The 19,220-nt window shown below is 59.3% G+C and carries 19 protein-coding genes; 8 read left to right on the top strand and 11 right to left on the bottom strand.

Going from position 1 to position 19,220, the window contains the following annotated elements; all coding sequences use genetic code 11:
* Positions 1–75 precede the first annotated feature (75 nt).
* The 7 genes from DSCA_RS26705 (at position 76) to DSCA_RS26675 (ending at position 5,417) form a co-directional block, all read left to right on the top strand.
* Complete coding sequence (locus DSCA_RS26705; RefSeq protein WP_155319342.1) at positions 76–507, top strand: hydrogenase iron-sulfur subunit; 432 nt, start codon at positions 76–78, stop codon at positions 505–507.
* Position 508: 1 nt separating this feature from the next.
* Positions 509–1,456 (top strand): 4Fe-4S dicluster domain-containing protein, encoded by a 948-nt coding sequence (locus tag DSCA_RS26700; protein WP_155319341.1) that lies wholly within the window; start codon positions 509–511, stop codon positions 1,454–1,456.
* A 46-nt stretch (positions 1,457–1,502) separates the two neighbouring features.
* Entirely contained in the window at positions 1,503–2,564 is a 1,062-nt protein-coding gene (locus DSCA_RS26695; protein ID WP_155319340.1) for a 4Fe-4S dicluster domain-containing protein, read from the top strand.
* 124 nt (positions 2,565–2,688) lie between these two features.
* Positions 2,689–3,534 (top strand): FAD/NAD(P)-binding protein, encoded by an 846-nt coding sequence (locus DSCA_RS26690; protein ID WP_155319339.1) that lies wholly within the window; start codon positions 2,689–2,691, stop codon positions 3,532–3,534.
* A 169-nt stretch (positions 3,535–3,703) separates the two neighbouring features.
* On the top strand, positions 3,704–4,021 hold the full coding sequence (locus DSCA_RS26685; protein ID WP_155319338.1) for a TusE/DsrC/DsvC family sulfur relay protein: 318 nt from the start codon (positions 3,704–3,706) through the stop codon (positions 4,019–4,021).
* Positions 4,022–4,188: 167 nt separating this feature from the next.
* Entirely contained in the window at positions 4,189–4,581 is a 393-nt protein-coding gene (locus DSCA_RS26680; RefSeq protein WP_155319337.1) for a secondary thiamine-phosphate synthase enzyme YjbQ, read from the top strand.
* A complete protein-coding gene (locus tag DSCA_RS26675) occupies positions 4,578–5,417 on the top strand; it encodes a nitrilase-related carbon-nitrogen hydrolase (protein ID WP_231716293.1) in 840 nt (279 codons plus the stop codon). The genes DSCA_RS26680 and DSCA_RS26675 overlap by 4 nt, the downstream gene beginning before the upstream one ends.
* 111 nt (positions 5,418–5,528) lie before the next feature.
* Here the strand turns inward: DSCA_RS26675 and DSCA_RS26670 are convergent, their stop codons facing one another.
* The 5 genes from DSCA_RS26670 to DSCA_RS26650 all read right to left on the bottom strand — a co-directional run bounded on the left by DSCA_RS26670 (position 5,529) and on the right by DSCA_RS26650 (position 12,666).
* On the bottom strand, positions 5,529–5,930 hold the full coding sequence (locus DSCA_RS26670) for a DUF2914 domain-containing protein (RefSeq protein ID WP_155319336.1): 402 nt from the start codon (positions 5,928–5,930) through the stop codon (positions 5,529–5,531).
* Positions 5,931–6,055: 125 nt separating this feature from the next.
* Positions 6,056–6,736 carry a YkgJ family cysteine cluster protein gene (locus tag DSCA_RS26665; RefSeq protein ID WP_155319335.1) on the bottom strand — a complete coding sequence of 227 codons (681 nt, stop codon included), beginning with the start codon at positions 6,734–6,736 and terminating at the stop codon, positions 6,056–6,058.
* A gap of 105 nt (positions 6,737–6,841) precedes the next feature.
* Positions 6,842–9,982: an efflux RND transporter permease subunit gene (locus DSCA_RS26660; RefSeq protein WP_155319334.1), complete on the bottom strand. Its 3,141-nt coding sequence runs from the start codon at positions 9,980–9,982 to the stop codon at positions 6,842–6,844.
* Complete coding sequence (locus tag DSCA_RS26655) at positions 9,975–11,243, bottom strand: efflux RND transporter periplasmic adaptor subunit (RefSeq protein WP_155319333.1); 1,269 nt, start codon at positions 11,241–11,243, stop codon at positions 9,975–9,977. The genes DSCA_RS26660 and DSCA_RS26655 overlap by 8 nt, the downstream gene beginning before the upstream one ends.
* 19 nt (positions 11,244–11,262) lie before the next feature.
* Positions 11,263–12,666, bottom strand: coding sequence for an efflux transporter outer membrane subunit (locus DSCA_RS26650; protein WP_155319332.1), 1,404 nt, complete (start codon positions 12,664–12,666; stop codon positions 11,263–11,265).
* A gap of 500 nt (positions 12,667–13,166) precedes the next feature.
* Here DSCA_RS26650 and DSCA_RS26645 point away from each other — a divergent pair, with 500 nt between their 5' ends.
* Positions 13,167–13,397: a KH domain-containing protein gene (locus DSCA_RS26645; protein ID WP_197904848.1), complete on the top strand. Its 231-nt coding sequence runs from the start codon at positions 13,167–13,169 to the stop codon at positions 13,395–13,397.
* A gap of 47 nt (positions 13,398–13,444) precedes the next feature.
* Here DSCA_RS26645 and DSCA_RS26640 read toward each other — a convergent pair whose 3' ends face one another.
* From DSCA_RS26640 to DSCA_RS26615, 6 genes are all read right to left on the bottom strand, one after another.
* A complete protein-coding gene (locus DSCA_RS26640; protein WP_155319330.1) occupies positions 13,445–13,621 on the bottom strand; it encodes a hypothetical protein in 177 nt (58 codons plus the stop codon).
* A 245-nt stretch (positions 13,622–13,866) separates the two neighbouring features.
* Entirely contained in the window at positions 13,867–15,108 is a 1,242-nt protein-coding gene (locus DSCA_RS26635) for a TIGR03790 family protein (RefSeq protein WP_155319329.1), read from the bottom strand.
* A 54-nt stretch (positions 15,109–15,162) separates the two neighbouring features.
* Positions 15,163–16,341, bottom strand: coding sequence for an iron-containing alcohol dehydrogenase (locus tag DSCA_RS26630; protein ID WP_155319328.1), 1,179 nt, complete (start codon positions 16,339–16,341; stop codon positions 15,163–15,165).
* 32 nt (positions 16,342–16,373) lie between these two features.
* A complete protein-coding gene (trpA, locus tag DSCA_RS26625; RefSeq protein WP_155319327.1) occupies positions 16,374–17,141 on the bottom strand; it encodes a tryptophan synthase subunit alpha in 768 nt (255 codons plus the stop codon).
* Positions 17,134–18,360 (bottom strand): tryptophan synthase subunit beta, encoded by a 1,227-nt coding sequence (trpB, locus tag DSCA_RS26620; protein ID WP_155319326.1) that lies wholly within the window; start codon positions 18,358–18,360, stop codon positions 17,134–17,136. Before trpB ends, trpA begins: the two co-directional genes overlap by 8 nt.
* Positions 18,353–19,084 (bottom strand): GntR family transcriptional regulator, encoded by a 732-nt coding sequence (locus DSCA_RS26615; RefSeq protein WP_155319325.1) that lies wholly within the window; start codon positions 19,082–19,084, stop codon positions 18,353–18,355. Before DSCA_RS26615 ends, trpB begins: the two co-directional genes overlap by 8 nt.
* Positions 19,085–19,220: the final 136 nt, after the last annotated feature.

Here is a 19,220-nt window from a genome sequence, read left to right as displayed (position 1 = left end):
GCACTAACCAATTTACATTGAGTCGGCGCTTGCTGCTTACCATCGCCGGCCGGGCCTGAATGAAGGAGAAACGATATGTCTGAATGGGAACCGAAAATTGTGGCCTTTCTGTGCAATTGGTGCAGCTACGGCGCAGCGGATCTGGCCGGCGTCAGCCGGATGCAGTATCCACCGAATATCCGGGTCATCCGGATCCCCTGTACCGGTCGCATGAGCCCGAAATTCGCACTGGCCGCTCTGCGAAACGGCGCCGACGGGGTGTGGGTATCCGGGTGACATCCCGGCGACTGCCATTACCTGGAAGGTAATTACTACGCTCGACGGAAATTTGCCCTTTTTAGCAACCTGATGGAATACATGGGTATCGAACGCGATCGCCTGCACATGTCATGGGTGTCTTCGGCCGAAGCCACCAAGTTCATCGATGTCGTGACCCAGGTGACCGAAGCGGTCCGCGCCTTGGGACCCAACAAACATTTTGTGAAACAACAGGCGAAGGTAGCGTGATATGTTAGGATACACCGAAAAAATGAGGGACATCGCCGGTCGCCTTCTTAAAGAATGTGACGTGGACATGGTCATCGGCTTCCGCAAAGGAACCATGCCGATGATGAACGAACCGTGCTTTGTCACCAAACCCGAGGATGTGCAGTCGCTGGTGTGGGACAGCAACTGCGGCATTAACCTGGCGAACTACCTGACCAACCGCAAGGAAAAGATCGCCATTTTCGCCAAAGGCTGCGATTCGCGTAACATCGTCACCCACATCATCGAAAACAAGATCAAGCGCGATCAGGTCCACATCGTCGGGGTCCCCTGCACCGGAATGATCGACAAACGCAAGATCACCGGCATGGTCACCGGTGAGATCCTGGAGGTGTCCGAGACCGAAAACACCATCAAGGTCAAAACGGCCGATGCGGAAACGCTTCTGGACAAAACCGAGGTGCTGCAGCAGAACTGCGCCCTGTGCGTCCATCGCAACCCGGTGGTCCACGACGAAATGGTGGCCGATCCGGTTGAAGAGCAAGCGGACGTTGACCGCTACGCGGACATTCGCAAGATCGAGGCGATGGGCAGCGAGGAAAAATGGCAGTTCTTTGAGGACCTGCTCTCACCGTGCATCCGTTGCTACGCCTGTCGCAACGCCTGCCCGCTTTGCTACTGCCCCACCTGTTTCGTGGACGAATCCAAGCCCCAGTGGGTGGGCAAGGGCCAGGACCCTGTGGACGTGCGGACCTTCCATTTCCTTCGGGCCTACCATTGCGCCGGCCGGTGCACCGACTGCGGTGCCTGCGAACGGGCCTGCCCGGTGGGCATCAACATGCGCCTGCTCACGCGCAAGCTGGAAATGGACTGCCAGGAGCAGTTCGGATGGGAAGCCGGCCTTTCCCTGGATCAGCGTCCGGCGCTGGATGCCTACCAGGCCAATGATCCGGAAACCTTCATCAAGTAAAACAGGGATATCTGATATTTCCTTTAAAGCTGTAAAGGGTAACGCTATGACGCTCGTTACAATCGACAAAAAAAACTGGGCAGAAGGATTGACGGCCGCGGCCGACGCCTACCGGCTTTTCGGGCCGGTGCGCGAGAAGGACTACCACCAGTTCAGGGCGCTGGACAAAGGTGAAATGCCCGATCTGGACATGGTCAACACCCGCCTGTCCCCCAAGGCACTGCTGTTCCCCCAGTCCGAAGTGATGCTCGAATACTCACTGGACGAATCCCGGGACGACCACCACATCATGAAAGAGGTGCCCAAAGACGATGCACCCCGCGCCGTGGTCGGCATCCGGCCCTGTGATGCCAAAGCCACAAGGCTGGTCAGGCTGAACTTCGATGCGCCGGACGTGAAGGACCCCTACTGGCTCACTGCCTACCAGGCGACCACCTTCATCGGCATGGCCTGCGACGCGCCCATGTCCACCTGCTTTTGCACCACCGCCGGCTGCGGGCCCTACCATGAGGAAGGCCTGGACATGCTGGTCATGGACCGGGGAGAATCCTACCTGGCCAAGATCCTCACTGAAAAGGGCCAGGCCTTTGCCGATGCGGCCGGGTGGAACGAGGCGTCAGACGATGCAGCGGCCTTCGATGCCGGCCGTAAGGCCGCCGAAGACCGGATCGTCTCCGCGGTGGAGACCGACAACCTGGCCGGTACCGACCTTCTGGAACTCCACGGTGCACCTTTTTGGGATGACATCGCATTCGCCTGCCTGAACTGCGGCACCTGCACCTTCTCCTGCCCCACCTGCTGGTGTTTCGACATTCAGGACGAGACGCACGGAACATCCGGTGTGCGCATGAAAAACTGGGACAGCTGCATGTTCCCCATCTTCACCGTCCACACCACCGGGCACAACCCCCGGGATACCAAGACCCAGCGGGTCCGCCAGCGCTTCATGCACAAGCTCAAATATTTTGTGGACAAATATGATGCGGGCATCATGTGTGTCGGCTGCGGCCGCTGCGTTCGCCAGTGCCCGGTCAACATCGATATCCGCCGGGTGTGCGAGCTGATGAATCGCTTCAAACCTGCAGACGCCTGCGCTGCGCAGGGTTGATAGATGTTAAGACGGCGTGTTTGGGCTGCGTCATGGGGCGTCACGGTATTCAAGTCAAGGATACCGCTTCCTGCCGCAAGCCTTGCTGAAAACGCCGGCTTAAACCCTATGGAGGGAAGAACAATTGGAAAATCCATATTTACCCTATCCGGTCCGCATTGACGACATCGTCGTCGAGGCCGAAGACAAGAGCCTGAAGACGTTCAAATTCGTCTTCCTCAACGAAGGCGATGAAGAAAAATACGCCTATCAGGCCGGCCAGTTTGGCGAGCTGTCCATCCCCGGCAAAGGGGAGATCCCCATCGGCATCGCCTCATCGCCCGTTGAAAAAGGGTTTGTCAAATTCACCGTCAATCGTGCCGGTGTGGTCACCACCCACCTGCACAACATGAAGGTCGGAGATGTCATGGGCCTGCGCGGTCCCCTGGGAAACTGGTACCCCTGGGAAAAACTGGAGGGGAAAAACATTCTCATCGTCGGCGGCGGATTCGCCTTCACGACCCTGCGCTCGTCCATCGTCTACATGCTGGATCCGGCCAACCGGCCGAAGTTCGGCAACATCGACGTGGTGTATGGCGCCCGATCGCCGGGCATGCTGCTGTACAAGGATGAGCTGGTGGAATGGGAAAAGCGCGATGACATCAACATGCATATCACCGTGGACGCCACCGACGATCCCGACTGGAAGTACAACGTGGGGTTCGTCCCCCCCATCACCGAACAAAAGGCTCCCCAGGGCGGTGAGGACACCTATGCCATTGTCTGCGGCCCGCCCATCATGATCAAATTCACCCAGCCGGTGCTGGAAAAGCTGGGCTATGCCCACGACCACATTATAATGAGCCTGGAAAACCGCATGAAATGCGGATTCGGCATGTGCGGACGATGCGGCATCGGCAAGGAACTGGTGTGCAAGGACGGCCCCGTGTTCACCCTGGACCAGATCAACCGGACGCCGAGGGAGTATTGACGGGACGCCTCCGGTGAGGGCATTTCGGGATTATTTTCTGCCCGGGTAATTTTTGGTTTTCATATTGACATATAAGACGCAATCCGCTAATAAGCGTAATTTCTACAAAAGAACTTAAACGGCAGTGTGCCGGAAATACTAACAAATTTGTAAAGGAGGAATGAGCAACATGCCGACAGTCGAATTTGGTGGAAAAAGCTTCACGGTAGATGAAGACGGTTTTATCGATGACTACACCAACTGGTCAGAAGAGTGGGTGCAGTATGTAAAAAAAGAAGAAGGCATCGATGAATTGAACGACGAACACAAGAAGGTCGTTGAAGTGCTTCGCGAGTACTACGAAAAGAACGGCATCGCCCCCATGGTTCGCGTGCTGTCCAAGGTGACCGGCTTCAAACTGAAACACATCTATGAACTGTTCCCCTCAGGCCCCGGAAAGGGAGCATGTAAGATGGCGGGTCTTCCGAAGCCCACCGGATGTGTCTAAACACTCCGAAGTTTTGATTTTTAAAAAAAGGCTCCGCTTGAAAAGGCGGAGCTTTTTTTTATCCGGGTGATGGGTTGAATGCATTGGGTCTCCATCGACATTAAAAACGAAGTTCAACCTTTCGCCTGACCCCCTTCAGTCTGAACGCCTTTCCTATGAGGTCTCCCATGCGCCTTACCGTGAAAACCCATTCACAGACGGAAATGATCGACGTCACCCGCCTGGTTCAGCAACAGGTCACCGACAGCGATATGAAAAACGGCCTTTGCATGGTCTTCGTGCCCCATACCACCGCAGCCGTCACCATCAACGAAAGTGCCGATCCGGCAGTCAGTCGGGACATCCTCATGGTGCTCAACAAAATGGTACCGTGGAAGGACGACTACCGCCACATGGAAGGCAACTCCCCCGCACACCTGAAAACGTCAATCATCGGATCATCGGAAACCGTTGCCGTTGAAAACGGGCAGCTGGTATTGGGGACCTGGCAGGGGATCTTCTTCTGTGAGTTTGACGGGCCAAGAACCCGCAAGCTGGACGTTCGCCTGACCCGCTCATGATGAAAGACATCCGCATCGCGGCGGTGGTCTGCCGCTGTCCCGTGGGCCAGGTAAAACAAAATCTGGAACAAATCCGATGCTGGGCCCTGCTGGCCAGAGACAAGGGGGCCACCCTCGTCTGCTTCCCGGAACTCAATCTTACCGGCTACAGCAACCACCGGAAGATCGCCGGGCATGCCATCTCTGTCCACGGACCTGAAATTGAGCTGATGGTGCGCCTGGCAGCTGAGCTGAGCGTCGCACTGCTGATCGGTTTTGCCGAAAAAAACGCCGCCGGAACAGTTTATGCCAGCCATATGGTGATCACGCCGGAGGGCCGGACCGGTGTCTATCGGAAACTTCACCTGGCGCCGCCGGAAACAGACCAGTTCCGGCCAGGCAGCGCCCTGCCGGTGTTCCACTGGTCAGGGATCCGATTCGGCATCCAGCTCTGTTACGATGCTCATTTCCCCGAGCTGTCCACGCGAATGGCAGAAACCGATGCCGACATCATCTTCATGCCCCATGCCTCACCGCGGGGTCAGGCGGCGGACAAACACCAGTCGTGGATGCGCCACCTTCCCGCCCGGGCCTTTGACAACGGCCTCTTCGTGGTGGCCTGCAATCAAACCGGCGACAACGGAAACGGCCTGGTCTTCCCCGGAAATGCCGTGGTCTTCTCACCGTCCGGAGAGATCATGGAGACACGCCTGACGGGAGAACCGGGAATGATCGTGGTCGACCTGACGGCCGAACGGATTCAGCATGTCCGCAGCCACCGCATGCGGTATTTCTTTCCCAATCGCCGGCCCGGGCTATACGACCGCATGCCGGTCCTGAGCAACCTGGACGAATAAGAGGCCCCATCCAGTCCCGGGGAGTCTGCACAGGGCCCATCCGGAACCAACCATGCCGCATGGACCGCATGGACCCCGCACGGGAAGGCCTGCAGAAACCATCGGCAGGTACTACTGAACGAAAAAAATGACGCTCTCCAGGGGGGTGCCGTCCTTGGAAAGCACTTCTATCATCCACTCACCGGTCCATTCCGGAAGCATCTTCTTTGAACTCCAGGTGCGCCAGCTGCCGGCGCGCACCGGCAGGACCACCGAGGCCTTCAAGCTGCCCTGGTAATACCAGTTGTGGGTAATCTCGGCGTCTCCCCCGGCCCCCTCGATCCGGGTAAAGCAGAACACCCGCTCCGTCCCTGCAGGGATCACGTCGCCGGCCCCCACGGGCACCCGGTCCACCACCTCCTGGCAGACCACGGCCTGGGCAACGGTAATCTCCCGGGCCATCACCGTAGCCAGGGAAAGGCCGCCCCATACCACCAAACCAACGATCACGCTAACCAAACAACGGTTGTTCATCTGTTCCTCCTGTTCCATCATGGTATCTGAAAACGGTCGTTCCGGGTCATCGATGTACACAGGCATCCGGTCGCCGGCAGAAGTTGAAGCGACGGGTCGCGACAGGGTTGCCGTTCACCGCCGGCTCACCTTCCGGACATTGATGACCCAAACACCAGCCGGTATGTTCCGCTCTCTTTTTTCAACGCAATTCCGAACATCTTGATGCTTTCGGCCAGTGGGCGGCCAAATAGAAAATCAAGCATCCGTTCATCCATTCCCCCCTTTTCAACGGTCAGCTGGCGGACATGGGCATCATAACGCAGAATCTCCAGAATGGCCGCTTCCTGCCCGGGGCGATCCCCACGGCTCCCATCGCCCACCAGGGATTTCAGTCCGCCATAGCTGCAGCGCTGCTCATGGTCCTCGACCAGATCCCATAAACCGTCGACGCCGGCCAACAGGTCCCGTCGGGTCAAACGGGCGGTATCGTATACCGCTTCAATCCGCCGGGTGTCCCGGCAGTTCAGCGCCCGGCACTCCAGCGGACGATGTTCGTAGATGCCGCAACCCCGGGTCTTTTTATGGTAAAACAGGCAAGTCCACCTGCCGGGCTGCCCCTTTATCTTAATGATCTCTTGGGCCAGCGGAACCAGGCGGCCCTTGACGTTGTCCCGGGCCAGTTCCCCCCGCCGCAGGGTGAACAGGCACCGCAGTGGAATCCGGCCGCTGTCGACCAGGTCCCGGTCCTGCAGATGAAGGCCGGGTCCCCCCTTCTCACAGCAGGTCCCGCAGCGTTGGCATTGATTGGCATTGTGGTTGCTCATCGGTCAGCATATCCCGGGTTTAACCATTTTATCCGGCCGCCGTCGCAGCCATCCTGATCGACTCCAAAGGGCTCATGAGCGCCATCGCGGCGCAGACAAGGCATCTCATCCGGTCCCGGCTTCCGACGATCGGAACACATGCAGCAACTGGCGCAGGTCTTCGACAATCAGGTAAAGGCAGGGAACCAGGAGCAGGGTGATCAATGTGGCGAAAAGAATGCCAAACCCAAGGGAAACCGCCATGGGGATGAGAAACCGGGCCTGCCGCGAGGTTTCGAAAATCATGGGGGTCAGTCCGCCGAAGGTGGTCAGGGTGGTCAGCAGGATCGGCCGGAAGCGGTTGATACCGGAAACGTGAATGGCATCGTGGCGATCCATTCCCTGTAGCCGCTGCCGATTGGCAAAATCGATGAGCACCAGCGAATCGTTGATGACCACGCCGGAAAGCGCCACCACCCCGAACATGCTCATCAGGCTCAGACTGTACCCCATGATCAGGTGCCCGATCACCGCTCCGACAATACCGAAGGGAATCACCAGCATGATAATCAGGGGCTGGATGAAGCTGTTGAAAGGGATGGCCAGCATGGCGTAGATCACCAGCAGGGCAAACATGAGCCCCTTTGTCAGGCTCTGCATGCTCTCTCTGCGGTCGGCCTGCCGCCCCTCGAAACTATACGTCAGGCCCGGGTATCGGGCCTGGAGTGCAGGCAGGGTTTCGTCGGAAAGGGCGCTGAGGATCTGGCCGGCCTTGCTCCTCGGCCGGGCATCGGCAGTCACGGTCACCACCCGCCGGCCGTTGCGCCGCTTGATGGTGGTGTATGCCCGCCCGTGCTGGACGGTCACCGCTTCCATCAGCGGGATTTCCGTGCCCACCGGGGTCAGCAGCACCATATCCTCCAGCTGCTGTTCGGACACCCGCTCGCTTTTGGGCAGTCGCACCATCACCCGCACTTCGTTGCGCCCCCGCTGCTGGCGCAAGGCTTCGGCGCCGTAGTAGGCATGCCGTACCAGGCGGGCCACATCCTGGGCCCGAAGCCCCAGGCTGCGGGCTTCGGGCCTGATTTTGAAATCGATCTGCCGCTTGCCCGGTGAATAGCCGTCGTCAATATCCGTGACATTGGGAAAATAGCCGAGTGCCTGGGCCACTTCCCCGCTGGCCCGGGCAAGGATGTCGACATTGCGATGGCTCAACTCCACGGAGATGGAAGCCCCCCGTCCGGGTCCACCGGCATCGGATTCGAACTTCAGCGACTCCAGACCGGTAATGGCGCCCAACCGCTCCCGCCACAGGGCGGTTACGGCGGCTGTGGAGATCGGGCGAACCTCGGGCGAAGTCAGGTAAATCCGCACGGTGGCCTCGTTGCCGTTAATTCGGGCAAAAATGCCTTCGACCAGTTTCTCCCCGCCATTTTCATCAGCCACCTGCTGGGCGGATGCGACCAGGCGTCGCTGAACCGCCTCGGTCTTTTGAACGGCGGTTCCGTAGGGAAGCACGGCGGTAACGATGGCGTAATCCGATTCCACCTTGGGAAACAGCTCGAATCCCATCCGCCCGCTTCTGACGAAGCTGATGGTGACCATCAGCAGGGCGATCCCCAGGCTGATGGCCACGTAACGGTTTCTCAGGACCAGATCCAGAAATGGCCCATACCGGGTCCGCACCATGCGGGAAAACCAGTTGCTGAAGCGCTGCTGCAGCCGGAACAGCCAGCCGAAAAGACCGGTGGTGGGGGCACTGCGTCGCTGGTGGCCGATATGGGCCGGCAGGATCAGCAGGCTCTCTACCAGGGAAATGGCAAATACGGCAACCACCACCACCGGAATCTGCCGGAAGACCTTGCCCATGAAACCGGACACAAAAAACAGCGGGGCAAAGGCCACCAGGTTGGTGAGCACACTGAAGGTCACCGGCGTAGCGATTTCCCGCGTTCCATCCACGGCGGATTTGAACCAGGAGGAACCTTTCTGGCGATGATGAAACATGTTTTCGCCGGCAACGATGGCATCATCCACCACGATGCCCAGCGTAATGATGAAAGCGAACATGGAGATGACATTGATGCTCACACCGGCCATGGGAATGAAAAAAAGGGAACCCAGAATGGAAATGGGAATGCCGAGACTCACCCAGAAGGCCAGGCGGGGCTCTAAAAAAATCGCCAGCAGGATGAAGACCAGCGCCAGTCCCATATAGCCGTTTCTGAGCATCAGGTCCATGCGCTGCCGATAGATGTCCGACCGATCGTTGCGCGCATCCAGAAAAATCTTCGGCGGCAGGTCCGCATTGATCTCGATTAATTTTTCCCGTACGGCTTCGGAAACGGCGATGGGGGTCTGTTCCCCCACCCGATAGACCTCGATGAGAATGGCGGGATATCCGTTGTAGGTGGCATAGCTGTCCGAATCTTCGAACCCGTCCTTGATCCGGGCGATGTCGGACAGCAACACCTGGGTGCCATCATTGCTGGTGATAATGGGAATCCGTCCGAACTCGGGACCATAGTCGCGGCGCTCTTTCATCCGGACCAGCACATCCCCGCCTTCGGTCTTGATGGCCCCCCCGGGCAGTTCCACCGCCGCCCGGCGAATCGTCTGGGCGATCTGGGCCAGGGTCAGGCCATAGGCCCGCAGCTGCGACTGGGGAACCGAAATGTCGATTTCGTAATCACGGACACCGGAGAACTCCACCTGGGTAATCTGGGGCGACTGGAGCAGCCGGTCCCTGACCTGTTCCGCGGTCTCGCGCAGCACCTTTTCATCCTGGTCACCGTAAAGGGCCAGTGAAACCACGGAGCGTTTTCGCTGGGCAATGCTCACCCGCGGTTCTTCCGCCTCGTCGGGGAAGGAAGTGATGCGGTCCACTTCGGCCTGAATGTCCTGGGCCAGGCGCGCGATGCTTTTTCCTTCGATAATTTCGACGGTAACACTGCCCGAGCCTTCAGCGGCGGTCGCCGTAATCTCCTTGATCCCGTCCAGACCCTGCACCGCCTCTTCGACGGCCAGCACCACGCCGCGCTCCACCTCCTCCGGACTGGCGCCGGGGTAAGGTACGCTGATGGTGACGTAATCCAGCTCGAAGTCGGGGAACACCTCTTTTTTAATCTGTCCGGCATAGATCAGGCCGCCCACCAGAAAAACGACCATCAACAGGTTGGCGGCGACACTGTGCCCGGCCATCCAGGCAATGGGGCCCTTGCCTGCCGGTTCGCCCCGGCGACCGGGTTGGCGGCGACCGCTACCCATTGCTGCCACCTTCCGTTGCCGGGGCAAGGTCGCCCGTGGACGGGTCCCCGCTTCCGGCCTCCACCGCCATGCCGTCCACCGGCGCAGCCAGGTCCGATACCACCAGGCGGTCCCCCGGGCGGATGTGGTTGGCGATCAAAACCATCCGCTCATCCCGCCACACGGTATCGACGGGTTGGATCCGCAGGGTGTCGGATGCATCCACCATCCAGATGGTGCCGTTGTCGCGCAGGGCGCTGCGCGGTATGCGGTAGACGCCGGTAAGGCGTTCCCCCTGCACCGCCACCCGAACATACTCGCCGATCAGCAGCGGCGGCCGGTCGTGCTGCGGGGCCTTGAGCCCAAGCGGGTCTTTTACCGACACCAGGATGCGAGCCATGCGTCCCTGGGTTTCGAGGTCGCCGAGCAACCGGATGACCCGGCCGGAGCCCTGGTGCCCGCGGTAATGGAACGTTGCCGTCGAACCGGCTTCGGACCGTCGGGTCGGGATGCGGAGCCAACGGAGGCGATCCACCGGCAGGGAAACACGGATCCAGTATTCGTCTGTCCCCACCAGGTCGGCCAGGGCATCCTGGGTGGAGACCTGGGAGCCGATCTCCACGTATTGGTTCCGGACAATCGCATTGAAGGGCGCCCTGATGTCGGTCCGCGACAGATTGAGCCGGGCCTGATCCAGTTCGGCCTGGGCGGCGGCGACGTCCGACTGCGCCTTGGCCAGGTGAGGCTTTCGAAGCGCCAGTTCGACATCTGCCGGTTTGGCCGGTTTTCCGGAATTCAACAGCGTCCACTCCCGTTGGGCGACCTCCTGGTATCCCATCTCCACCTTGAGTTCGTACTGGGCATTGGTCAGCTGACTCTCTTTGCGCGCAAGGGCCAGGCGGTAATCCTCGGGATCGATTTTTAGAATGCGTTCCCCCTGGCCGATGAAGCCCCCGGTCATAAACTCGGGATGGATAGATTCAACCTGACCGGAAACCCTTGACTTCAAGGTCATTTCCCGCGCGGGCACCACCGAACCCATGGCGCTGACCGAGACCTGATGGTCTCCGGGATACAGGGCCAGGACCGTCACCCGCGGGACATTTCGCTGGGGAACCCGCTTTTGCGCCTTGGGGGATGTCTTTTTGATGTATTCGGCCAGTCCCAGCCCGACTGCGATAATTACCAGGCAGAGAAGCAGGTTCGCCAACCAGCGCCAACGTCTGCGGCGATGGGAAGCAGCAGCGGCGTCATCGGATTGCGTCATTTTTCCGTCATTCATGATACATCGCTCCAAGCGCTCATTCAGGATATCCGGCTTCGGTCGCCCACCCACCACCCAGCGCCCGGTAAAGTCCAACCCGGTATAGAATCAGCCGTTCCTGCTGGCTGATCAGGTTGCGTTCCAGGTCCTGAAAAGACAGCAGCTGAGTAATCACCGGCAGGTAGTCGCTGAGCCCGTTTCGATATCGTCCGATGGCTTCCTCGAGCCCTTTCCGGGCCGCCGCATTCACCGCTTGAAGTCCCTGGATGTGCTCGCGTTGACGGGCCTCACTGGTCATGGCATCTTCCACTTCCTTGACTGCCGTCAGCACCGTCCGGCGGTATGCCCAGAGGTTCTCGTCCACCTGCGCCCGGGTCCGGTCCACCTCCGCCGCCCTGCGTCCGCCGTCAAGAACAGGTGCTGTCAGGTTGGCCGCCAGGCTCAACAGCCAGGTGTCAAAAAGCAGGTCCAGGTCGCTGCGGCCGTATTGGGCGTCGGCAGTCAGCCGCAGGGCCGGAAGGCGATTGGCGCGGGCGGCGGCAACCTGCCATTGGGCGGCTATCAACCGCATGCCGGCCGCCCTGACATCGGGTCGGCTGGCCAGCAGATCGGCCGGAAGACCGATCGCCGGGAAAGGGCCGATGGCCGGCATTTCTGACTGGGTCAATCCCAGGTCCGCCCGGGGCGGCCGGCCCAGCAGTACGGCCAGCTCGTGCATCAACAACTGCGTTTCGGCCTCCACCAGCGGAATTTTGGCGCGGACATTCTCCACGGCCTGCCTTTGCTGGTAAACGTCCAGGGCGGACACCATGGCTTTTCTGAACCGCAGTTCGATGAGTTCGAGAATCGTTAAATTATTGGCCAGTTGCTTCTCGAGCAATTGTTTCTGAAGCCGCTGGGAGAGGATCCGCACCCAGCGGTCGGCCACCTCCCCGGCCACCGTCACCATGGCCGTATGCAGATCCGCCCGTGAAGCGTCCACATCCAGCAGGGCCGACTCCCGCTGGCTTCTGACCCTGCCCCACAGGTCGATTTCATAGCTGCTTGCCAGCCCGAAGGCATAATTCTCATCGCCCTCGGAACGGCCACCGGACGACTCGGAGCGACGGCGGGAATATTCAGCGGCCCCGGTTGCCCCCAGTTCCGGGTAGAGGTCGGCGCCGGCCTGGACGGCCACCGCCTGGGCCTGGCGCAGCCGGGCCCAGGCTTCTTTAAGGGTAAAACTGCCCGACAACGCCTCGCCGATCAGACGGCTGAGCTCCGGTGACCCGACGGAATCCCACCACGGCGACAAGTCATCCGGCTCGACTCCGAAAACTGAATAGGTTTCGGGAACGTCTCCCGCTGCATCAGGCATCATCGCCGGTTGGAAGGGGCTGCACCCCAGCAGCAATGACGTGCCAACAACCAAAACACAATAGTATCGCCAGGGGGCCTTCATGGGCTGACCGGGGTTACCTCCGATGGTGCAGTTAGAGCCAGGTTATTTATCCATAAAATAACCGTTGTTTATCCCGCCGTAAGAACGGCTTGATAGGATATCATTACGGGTTGTTGTAAACAAGCGTAAATCATGTCTCGGGTCAAAAGGCAGTCAAGGTGATCGATTGGATCCCTTCCAGGCCCTCGTCGTCCCGCTTCCCAATGAGAACGTTCATCACCGGAGGTTGACGCGTCCTTCCCGACGAGTCGATGGATACCCGGCAAGGCCATTTTCACAACCACTTATTTTGAATACGTGGTTATTACGAATAAATATAGTATTGTCATTTACTTTGACTTCTATATAATTGATTTATTGTATTACACCTATGGATTCAACACCGCAAATCATCGGAACAGCAACCGAATTGCATTGCAATTGGATATTTCTGCCGACCGAAAAGACGCGACGCATCAACTGAACGCAAATACAAGATAGACTGAAAGGAAGATGATATGATGAAAGAATTAGTCACCACGATTGCACGATCTCTGGTGGACAAACCCGATCAGGTCAGCGTAGCGGAAGTGGAAGGCAATCAAACCACCGTCTTGGAACTGACGGTCGCGAAAGAAGATTTGGGGAAGGTTATCGGCAAGCAAGGCAGAACCGCTCAAGCCATGAGGACCATTCTGAGCGCCGTTTCCTCAAAAATCAAAAAACGGACGGTGCTTGAGATCATCGAATAACGGCATCCATGCGCCCGCCTCCTGATCGCATGGATGCATTTGAAAATTTACCGGTTACGGGTCTCGTTGTTCACCAGTCCATCCATAAGAACGATATCCAGAAGTCCGATTTCCTCTTCTCCGGCGTAATAGATCGGTGCGCTTTCTTCTTTCCGGGAAAAACGCGCGGGTTCTTCAAATCGGGGAAACTCCTCATCGGCCATGGCCGTCATCTTGTTTAACATCGCTCACCTCGTTTTCGTTTTCACTCCCGGTGCGGCTCCATTGCCATGCCAGCAATTGGGATTAGGAAATTGCAACATACATACCATCGGAAGTAAAATCTTCAACACCCTGTTTTAAATAAAAATTTTTAATATTCTTCACAGAATACAGCGCCAAATGGTTGGCAGCTGCGCATTTTTCGAACAGCCGCGCCGCCAGTGCGCCGCAATTTGCGCAGACGATAGAAGTGAGAAAAGGGGACGATTCAAAAGGGACGATAGAGGGGATCGCCAATCAAAACCATTTTCCAGGACAGGTAAGGAAGGCTGACCATATAGCATTCGGCAAGCGACAGCACCCCCTCGCTGAGGAACCCGAAAAAGACCTCGGGCATGGGAAAGGCCTGCAGGTAGGGCTCACCGACGGGCCCGATGGTTGCGCAGGCACCCTTTTCGATCATACGCTTGCACCAGACCTGACTGTTTTCTTTTTTCAAGGTGGTGCATTCACTGCTGGCGATATGAAAACCCACGGCCCCCGGCTGCCAGTCGAAGGCATCCACATAGGTCGCCAGGCTGTACCAGCCGCAATACAGGGCTGCATCCGGACACTGGCCGGGCTGAAACAGGGTATCGGCATCGTCAACCATCACGGGCATCCTGCCTTTCACCTGTCGGGCCGCCTGATGAATGGATCGGTCGTAAATCCGGTAGGCCGATGTTGCAGGTGATGGGTCCGCCGGCCATCGGGCGTCAAAATAGGCCGTACCGGAAAGGCCCGTTTTCTCAACGAGGACGGCATCATCAATAATTCTCTTTACGCTGGCCGCAGTGGGGCCATCCAGGCGGCTGACCATCAATACGTCTTCCCGGGCAATGGATGCAGGCCGTTTTCTGAAGCCGATATAAAAAGGATTTTCAACCCAACCGCCGACCGGCGCATCCAAGGCCCTGACAATGGCGAGTTCCGAATCCACCGAGGCCCACTGGTCGGTGGCGATCTTTTGTTGATGCAACCGCCTTCTGACATCGGCCAGTTCCTCGGACAGCGCGGATGGCGATCCGGCACCGCCGGTTTCATGCCGGCCGCCCGTCAGCCGTTCAAGGACCGCTTCCCGTTCTTTCAGGGCGCTGGCCGTTTGAGCACCATCCTGATCGGCAGGCGCCACTTTGAGGGGCATACCATAGGTCAATACCAGGCAACGGATGCCCCAGGCCGGTTCGACCGTTTTCAGAAACGCACGCACCGGGGCCGCGATCCGATGGTCATACGCATCTCTGCTGCAGACCTCTGCAACCGGCAGGTCCAACAGGAGCAGGTTGCGGTCCGGGATGTTTCTTTTTGTGGCGTAGTAGCGCGCCAGGGCAACGCCCTTCGGGGATTGTTGATTGGCGATGATGAGGACTTCACCGGGTTCGAGTGCCTGGGCGGCCCGCGGCGCCATGGGGATGAGCAGAAAAAAACACAGGGCAAACATCACCTGCCGCCGATATCGAATCTGTTCCATTGGGAAAAGAGCCTGTCTGTTGGTGAAAAATGCGACGCAATTTTTTCTCGGGGGCTAAAGCCGGTCCTGAATCATCCGCCCCATCTGTCCGGCAGACAACGGCAGGGGATTATTTTTATTGGATGACGCATCTACGAGACGATTGACATGGGCTGCCGTCAAGCCGAAGGTCCCCAGCCGGGGCACGTCCAGCTGATCGAGCCATCGATACAGGCAATCCACCAGATGGCGGCAGCAGTCCAGGCGGTCTTCGTTCGCGATGCCGAACAGCCGGCCGATGCGGGCATACTTCCCGATGGCGGTGTGGGCGGCGTCACCATTCATGGCAGCCAGATTGTCGACGGTGGCCGTCACGGCAAAGGGCAGCAAATTGGCGCAGGCGACGCCGTGGGGGATGGGGACGAGCCCTCCCATGGGACCGGCCACACCGTGCACCACGCCCAGTCCCGCATTGGCCAGGGTGACGCCGGAGAGAAACGCCCCGTAGGCCACCGCGCCGCGGCAATCCGCATCCAAAGCGCCCTTCCCGCAGGCATCGGGAAGCGCCGGGATCAGTTGCCGCATGCCGTCCAGTGCCAAGGCGTCAGTCAACGGCGAGGACCGGGTGGACACGTAGGACTCGATCAACTGGGTCAGGGCATCCATCCCGCAGGCCGCGGTCACCGACGGCGGCGCCCCCACACACAGGGTTGGGTCCAGGATGGCCATCCGGGGGATATAATTGTCGTGCCGCAGGGATTTCTTGAAACCATCGGGTCCCACCCGTGAGAGAACGGCGTTTTTAGTGGCCTCGCTGCCAGTCCCGGACGTGGTGGGCACGGCAATGGTCGGTGCCGACCGCCCCGTTGGCCGGCGTGTTCCCACCCCCTCGAGGTAGTCCGTCACGGACCCGTTCTCTTTCAGCATGGCGGCAATGGCTTTTCCGGCATCCAGCACGCTGCCGCCGCCCACGGCCACCACCACGTCAACGGCCTTGCCCCTGAAACCGCCTGCCGCCCGATCAACCATGGCGGGAGACGGCTCTCCGGCAATTCGGTATGGAAACACGTTGACGCCTGAGGTCTTGAGATCATCCAGAATTCGGGGAAGATGTCCGGATCGCTGGAGCGCGTGCTCCCCGGTCACCAGAAGCGCCGTCCGGCCGAATGTTGCCGTGATTTTTCCGAGGCGGCCGACGGCTCCCGGACCGAATATCAGTTGCGGCATCGCGGAAAAAGAAAAGGAGTCCTGCATCGGTCGCCTTTCGCCAAAAGGTCGTTGAATGGTCAGGGTTGACCGAGGTCACGGATGAAAGCACGCAATGCGCCAACTCCCCGGTCTTCCATCACCCGCATGGCTTGCGTGCCGATAACGGCAATATCCGCCTTCCCCGTCAAAAATTCAACATCCTTTTGGTCTTTGACACCGAAACCCAGCGCCAGCGGCAGATGCGTGGCCGCCCGGCAGCGTGCCAGGTAATCGCCGATCTGCCGGGAGAATGCCGTCCGGTCGCCGGTGACCCCTTTACGGGCCACACAGTACACAAACCCGTCGGCCACCCGGGCGATGGTGGACATGCGCGCCTCGGAAGTAGTGGGCGAGTAGATAAAAATGGGAGCCAGCTGATGCCGGCCCATGGCGCCCAGGTAACCGTCGGCTTCTTCCGGCGGCAGGTCGGGCACGATGGCCCCGTGGACGCCGGCATCTTTCATGCCCTCGGCAAATCGGTCCACGCCGTGCTTGAAGAGGATGTTGTAGTAGGTCATATACAGGAAGGGAATCGGAAACTCGCGGGCCGCCTGGCGGCCGAAATCCAGGCACTGGCCCACCGTGATCCCGCTGGCCAGGGCCTGCTGGTTGGCTTTCAGAATCACCGGACCGTCTGCAATGGGCTCGGAAAAGGGAATCTGCAGTTCCATCAGGTCCACACCGGCCGCCACCATGGTGCGCACAATCTCCATGGAGGCCTGGAGGGACGGATAGCCGATGACGATGTGGGTCATCAGCAGAATCGGCTTCTGTTGCAACCGGGAACGAATATACGATTCAAGCATGGTAGTGTTTCGCCTTTTCAATGATGAATTGTTTCCATTTGGGGTCGTCGAAGGCATCGGCGATGGTGAAGATATCCTTGTCTCCCCGACCGGACTGGTTGATCAGGATGATGTCGTCCGTTGACATCGCCGGGGCCTCCCTGAAGGCCCGGGCAAACGCGTGGGCCGACTCCAGGGCCGGGATGACGCCCTCTTTTTTCATGGTCAGCGACAGTGCGTCGATCACCTCCCTGTCCGTGGCCCCTTCAAAACGCACCCGCCCATTTTCCTTCAGGTCCGAGAGAATCGGCGACACCCCCACGTAGTCGAGGCCGGCGGCGATAGAGTGGGTTTCTCTCATCTGTCCGTCGCCGTCCTGCAGGAAATAGGTCTTGTACCCCTGGGCCACGCCCACGCTGGCGTCGCTCGAACAGAGCCTGGCGGCGTGCTCACCGGAATCCAGCCCCCGGCCGGCGGCCTCCACACCCACCAGTTCGACCTCATCGTCGAAGAATCCGCTGAAGATGCCCATGGCGTTGGACCCGCCGCCCACGCAGGCAAAGATCCGTGACGGCAGCCGCCCTTCCGCCTCCAGAAACTGTCGACGGGCCTCCTTGCCGACGATGGACTGGAACCAGGAGACCATTTCCGGAAAGGGGTGCGGCCCGCAGGCGGTGCCCAATACGTAATGGGTGGTATCCATGTTCGTCACCCAATCCCGGAAGGCCTCGTTGATGGCGTCCTTCAGGATCCGGGTGCCGTCGGTCACCGGCACCACCGTGGCTCCCAGCTGCTCCATCCAGAACACATTGGGCCGCTGGCGTTCGACATCCACCTCGCCCATGTAAATGGTGCAGTCGAAGCCGAAACGGGCCGCCATGGTGGCCGTGGCCACACCGTGCTGCCCGGCCCCGGTTTCGGCAATCACCCGGGTCTTTCCCATGCGCTTGACCAGAAGCCCCTGCCCCATCACGTTGTTGGCCTTGTGGGCGCCGGTGTGGTTGAGGTCCTCACGCTTGATAAAAATCCTGGCCCCGCCGAAGTGGCCGGTCAGATTCCCGGCAAAGGTGACGGGTGTCGGCCGGCAGGAATAGCTGGCCATCAGCTGCTCGTAATCATGCCAGAAAAGCGGGTCGTTTCTGGCCTCGTTGTAGACCCCTTCCAGTTCATCGAAGGTGGCCACCAGGATCTCGGGCAGAAACGCCCCCCCGAAATCCCCGTAGTATCCACGTTTAATCATGACTCAGGCCTCCAATCTGCTGGGAAAAAACAAAGGTTGCGGTGTTGCAGGTCAGTATGGAGAAAACGGCATTTTCCGCCTGCTTGAAATTCAGGTACCGGTGAACCACCAGCACCGGCGTATCGGTGCTGACCGCCATGACCGACGACGTCCGGGCATCCGGGCGTCCAATCTGAAAGGTCTGCCGCCCCCCCAGCGGCCGCATGTAGAAGCTGGATTCGACCACCTGGGACAGGGACCTCCCGGCCAGGTCCATGCGCTCGATGCCCTTGAACAGCACCGGATGAAGATAGAAGTCTTCCATCAGCACCGGCACCCCGTCCACCCGGTTCAACCGGGACAGGAAAAAGGCGGCCCCCCCGGCAAAGGGGTTGGCTGCATCATCCGGGACGTTGATCCGTCGCGTTGACTGGAGCAGCTCAACATCCACGGCGATCCCCTTGTCGTGGAAGGCCGAACTGGTGCCGGCCAGGGAGAACAGATCGATCTCCCGGTCCGGTGTGCGCACGTAGGTTCCCGACCCCCGCCGTCGTAACAGCAGGCGCCGGCGCACCAGCACGTCGATGGCCTGGCGGACCGTCGGCCGGCCGATGCCGTATTGCCTGGCCAGCTGGGGTTCCGAGGGAATGCGTGCACCCGGCGGATAGTCGCCGGACCGGATCCCCTCCATGAGAATGTCGGCCAGCTGGTGGTACAAAGGGATGGGCGATTGGGTGTTGAGCATGAGGCGATCTCGGTTCTCGGTTCTCGGTTCTCGGTTCTCGGTAAACTGCCAATTATTTGTTAAGTTGTCAATACAAATAAGCACATTTCCTCGCTTTCAGGGTCACACGGACATATCGCCTTTTCAATCAGCGGTT

The organism is Desulfosarcina alkanivorans (assembly GCF_009688945.1).
Lineage (GTDB): Bacteria > Desulfobacterota > Desulfobacteria > Desulfobacterales > Desulfosarcinaceae > Desulfosarcina > Desulfosarcina alkanivorans.
This window is presented reverse-complemented; position numbering and strand designations above follow the sequence as displayed.

Coding starts and splice junctions, on each gene's coding strand:
- DSCA_RS26640 (WP_155319330.1), bottom strand. CDS start 13,621: ATGTTAAACAAGATGACGGCCATGGCCGATGAGGAGTTTCCCCGATTT.
- DSCA_RS26635 (WP_155319329.1), bottom strand. CDS start 15,108: ATGGAACAGATTCGATATCGGCGGCAGGTGATGTTTGCCCTGTGTTTT.
- DSCA_RS26645 (WP_197904848.1), top strand. CDS start 13,167: ATGAAAGAATTAGTCACCACGATTGCACGATCTCTGGTGGACAAACCC.
- DSCA_RS26665 (WP_155319335.1), bottom strand. CDS start 6,736: ATGAGCAACCACAATGCCAATCAATGCCAACGCTGCGGGACCTGCTGT.
- DSCA_RS26685 (WP_155319338.1), top strand. CDS start 3,704: ATGCCGACAGTCGAATTTGGTGGAAAAAGCTTCACGGTAGATGAAGAC.
- DSCA_RS26650 (WP_155319332.1), bottom strand. CDS start 12,666: ATGAAGGCCCCCTGGCGATACTATTGTGTTTTGGTTGTTGGCACGTCA.
- trpA (WP_155319327.1), bottom strand. CDS start 17,141: ATGCTTGAATCGTATATTCGTTCCCGGTTGCAACAGAAGCCGATTCTG.
- DSCA_RS26675 (WP_231716293.1), top strand. CDS start 4,578: ATGATGAAAGACATCCGCATCGCGGCGGTGGTCTGCCGCTGTCCCGTG.
- DSCA_RS26655 (WP_155319333.1), bottom strand. CDS start 11,243: ATGAATGACGGAAAAATGACGCAATCCGATGACGCCGCTGCTGCTTCC.
- DSCA_RS26660 (WP_155319334.1), bottom strand. CDS start 9,982: ATGGGTAGCGGTCGCCGCCAACCCGGTCGCCGGGGCGAACCGGCAGGC.
- DSCA_RS26615 (WP_155319325.1), bottom strand. CDS start 19,084: ATGCTCAACACCCAATCGCCCATCCCTTTGTACCACCAGCTGGCCGAC.
- DSCA_RS26700 (WP_155319341.1), top strand. CDS start 509: ATGTTAGGATACACCGAAAAAATGAGGGACATCGCCGGTCGCCTTCTT.
- DSCA_RS26680 (WP_155319337.1), top strand. CDS start 4,189: ATGCGCCTTACCGTGAAAACCCATTCACAGACGGAAATGATCGACGTC.
- DSCA_RS26695 (WP_155319340.1), top strand. CDS start 1,503: ATGACGCTCGTTACAATCGACAAAAAAAACTGGGCAGAAGGATTGACG.
- DSCA_RS26670 (WP_155319336.1), bottom strand. CDS start 5,930: ATGAACAACCGTTGTTTGGTTAGCGTGATCGTTGGTTTGGTGGTATGG.
- trpB (WP_155319326.1), bottom strand. CDS start 18,360: ATGATTAAACGTGGATACTACGGGGATTTCGGGGGGGCGTTTCTGCCC.
- DSCA_RS26630 (WP_155319328.1), bottom strand. CDS start 16,341: ATGCAGGACTCCTTTTCTTTTTCCGCGATGCCGCAACTGATATTCGGT.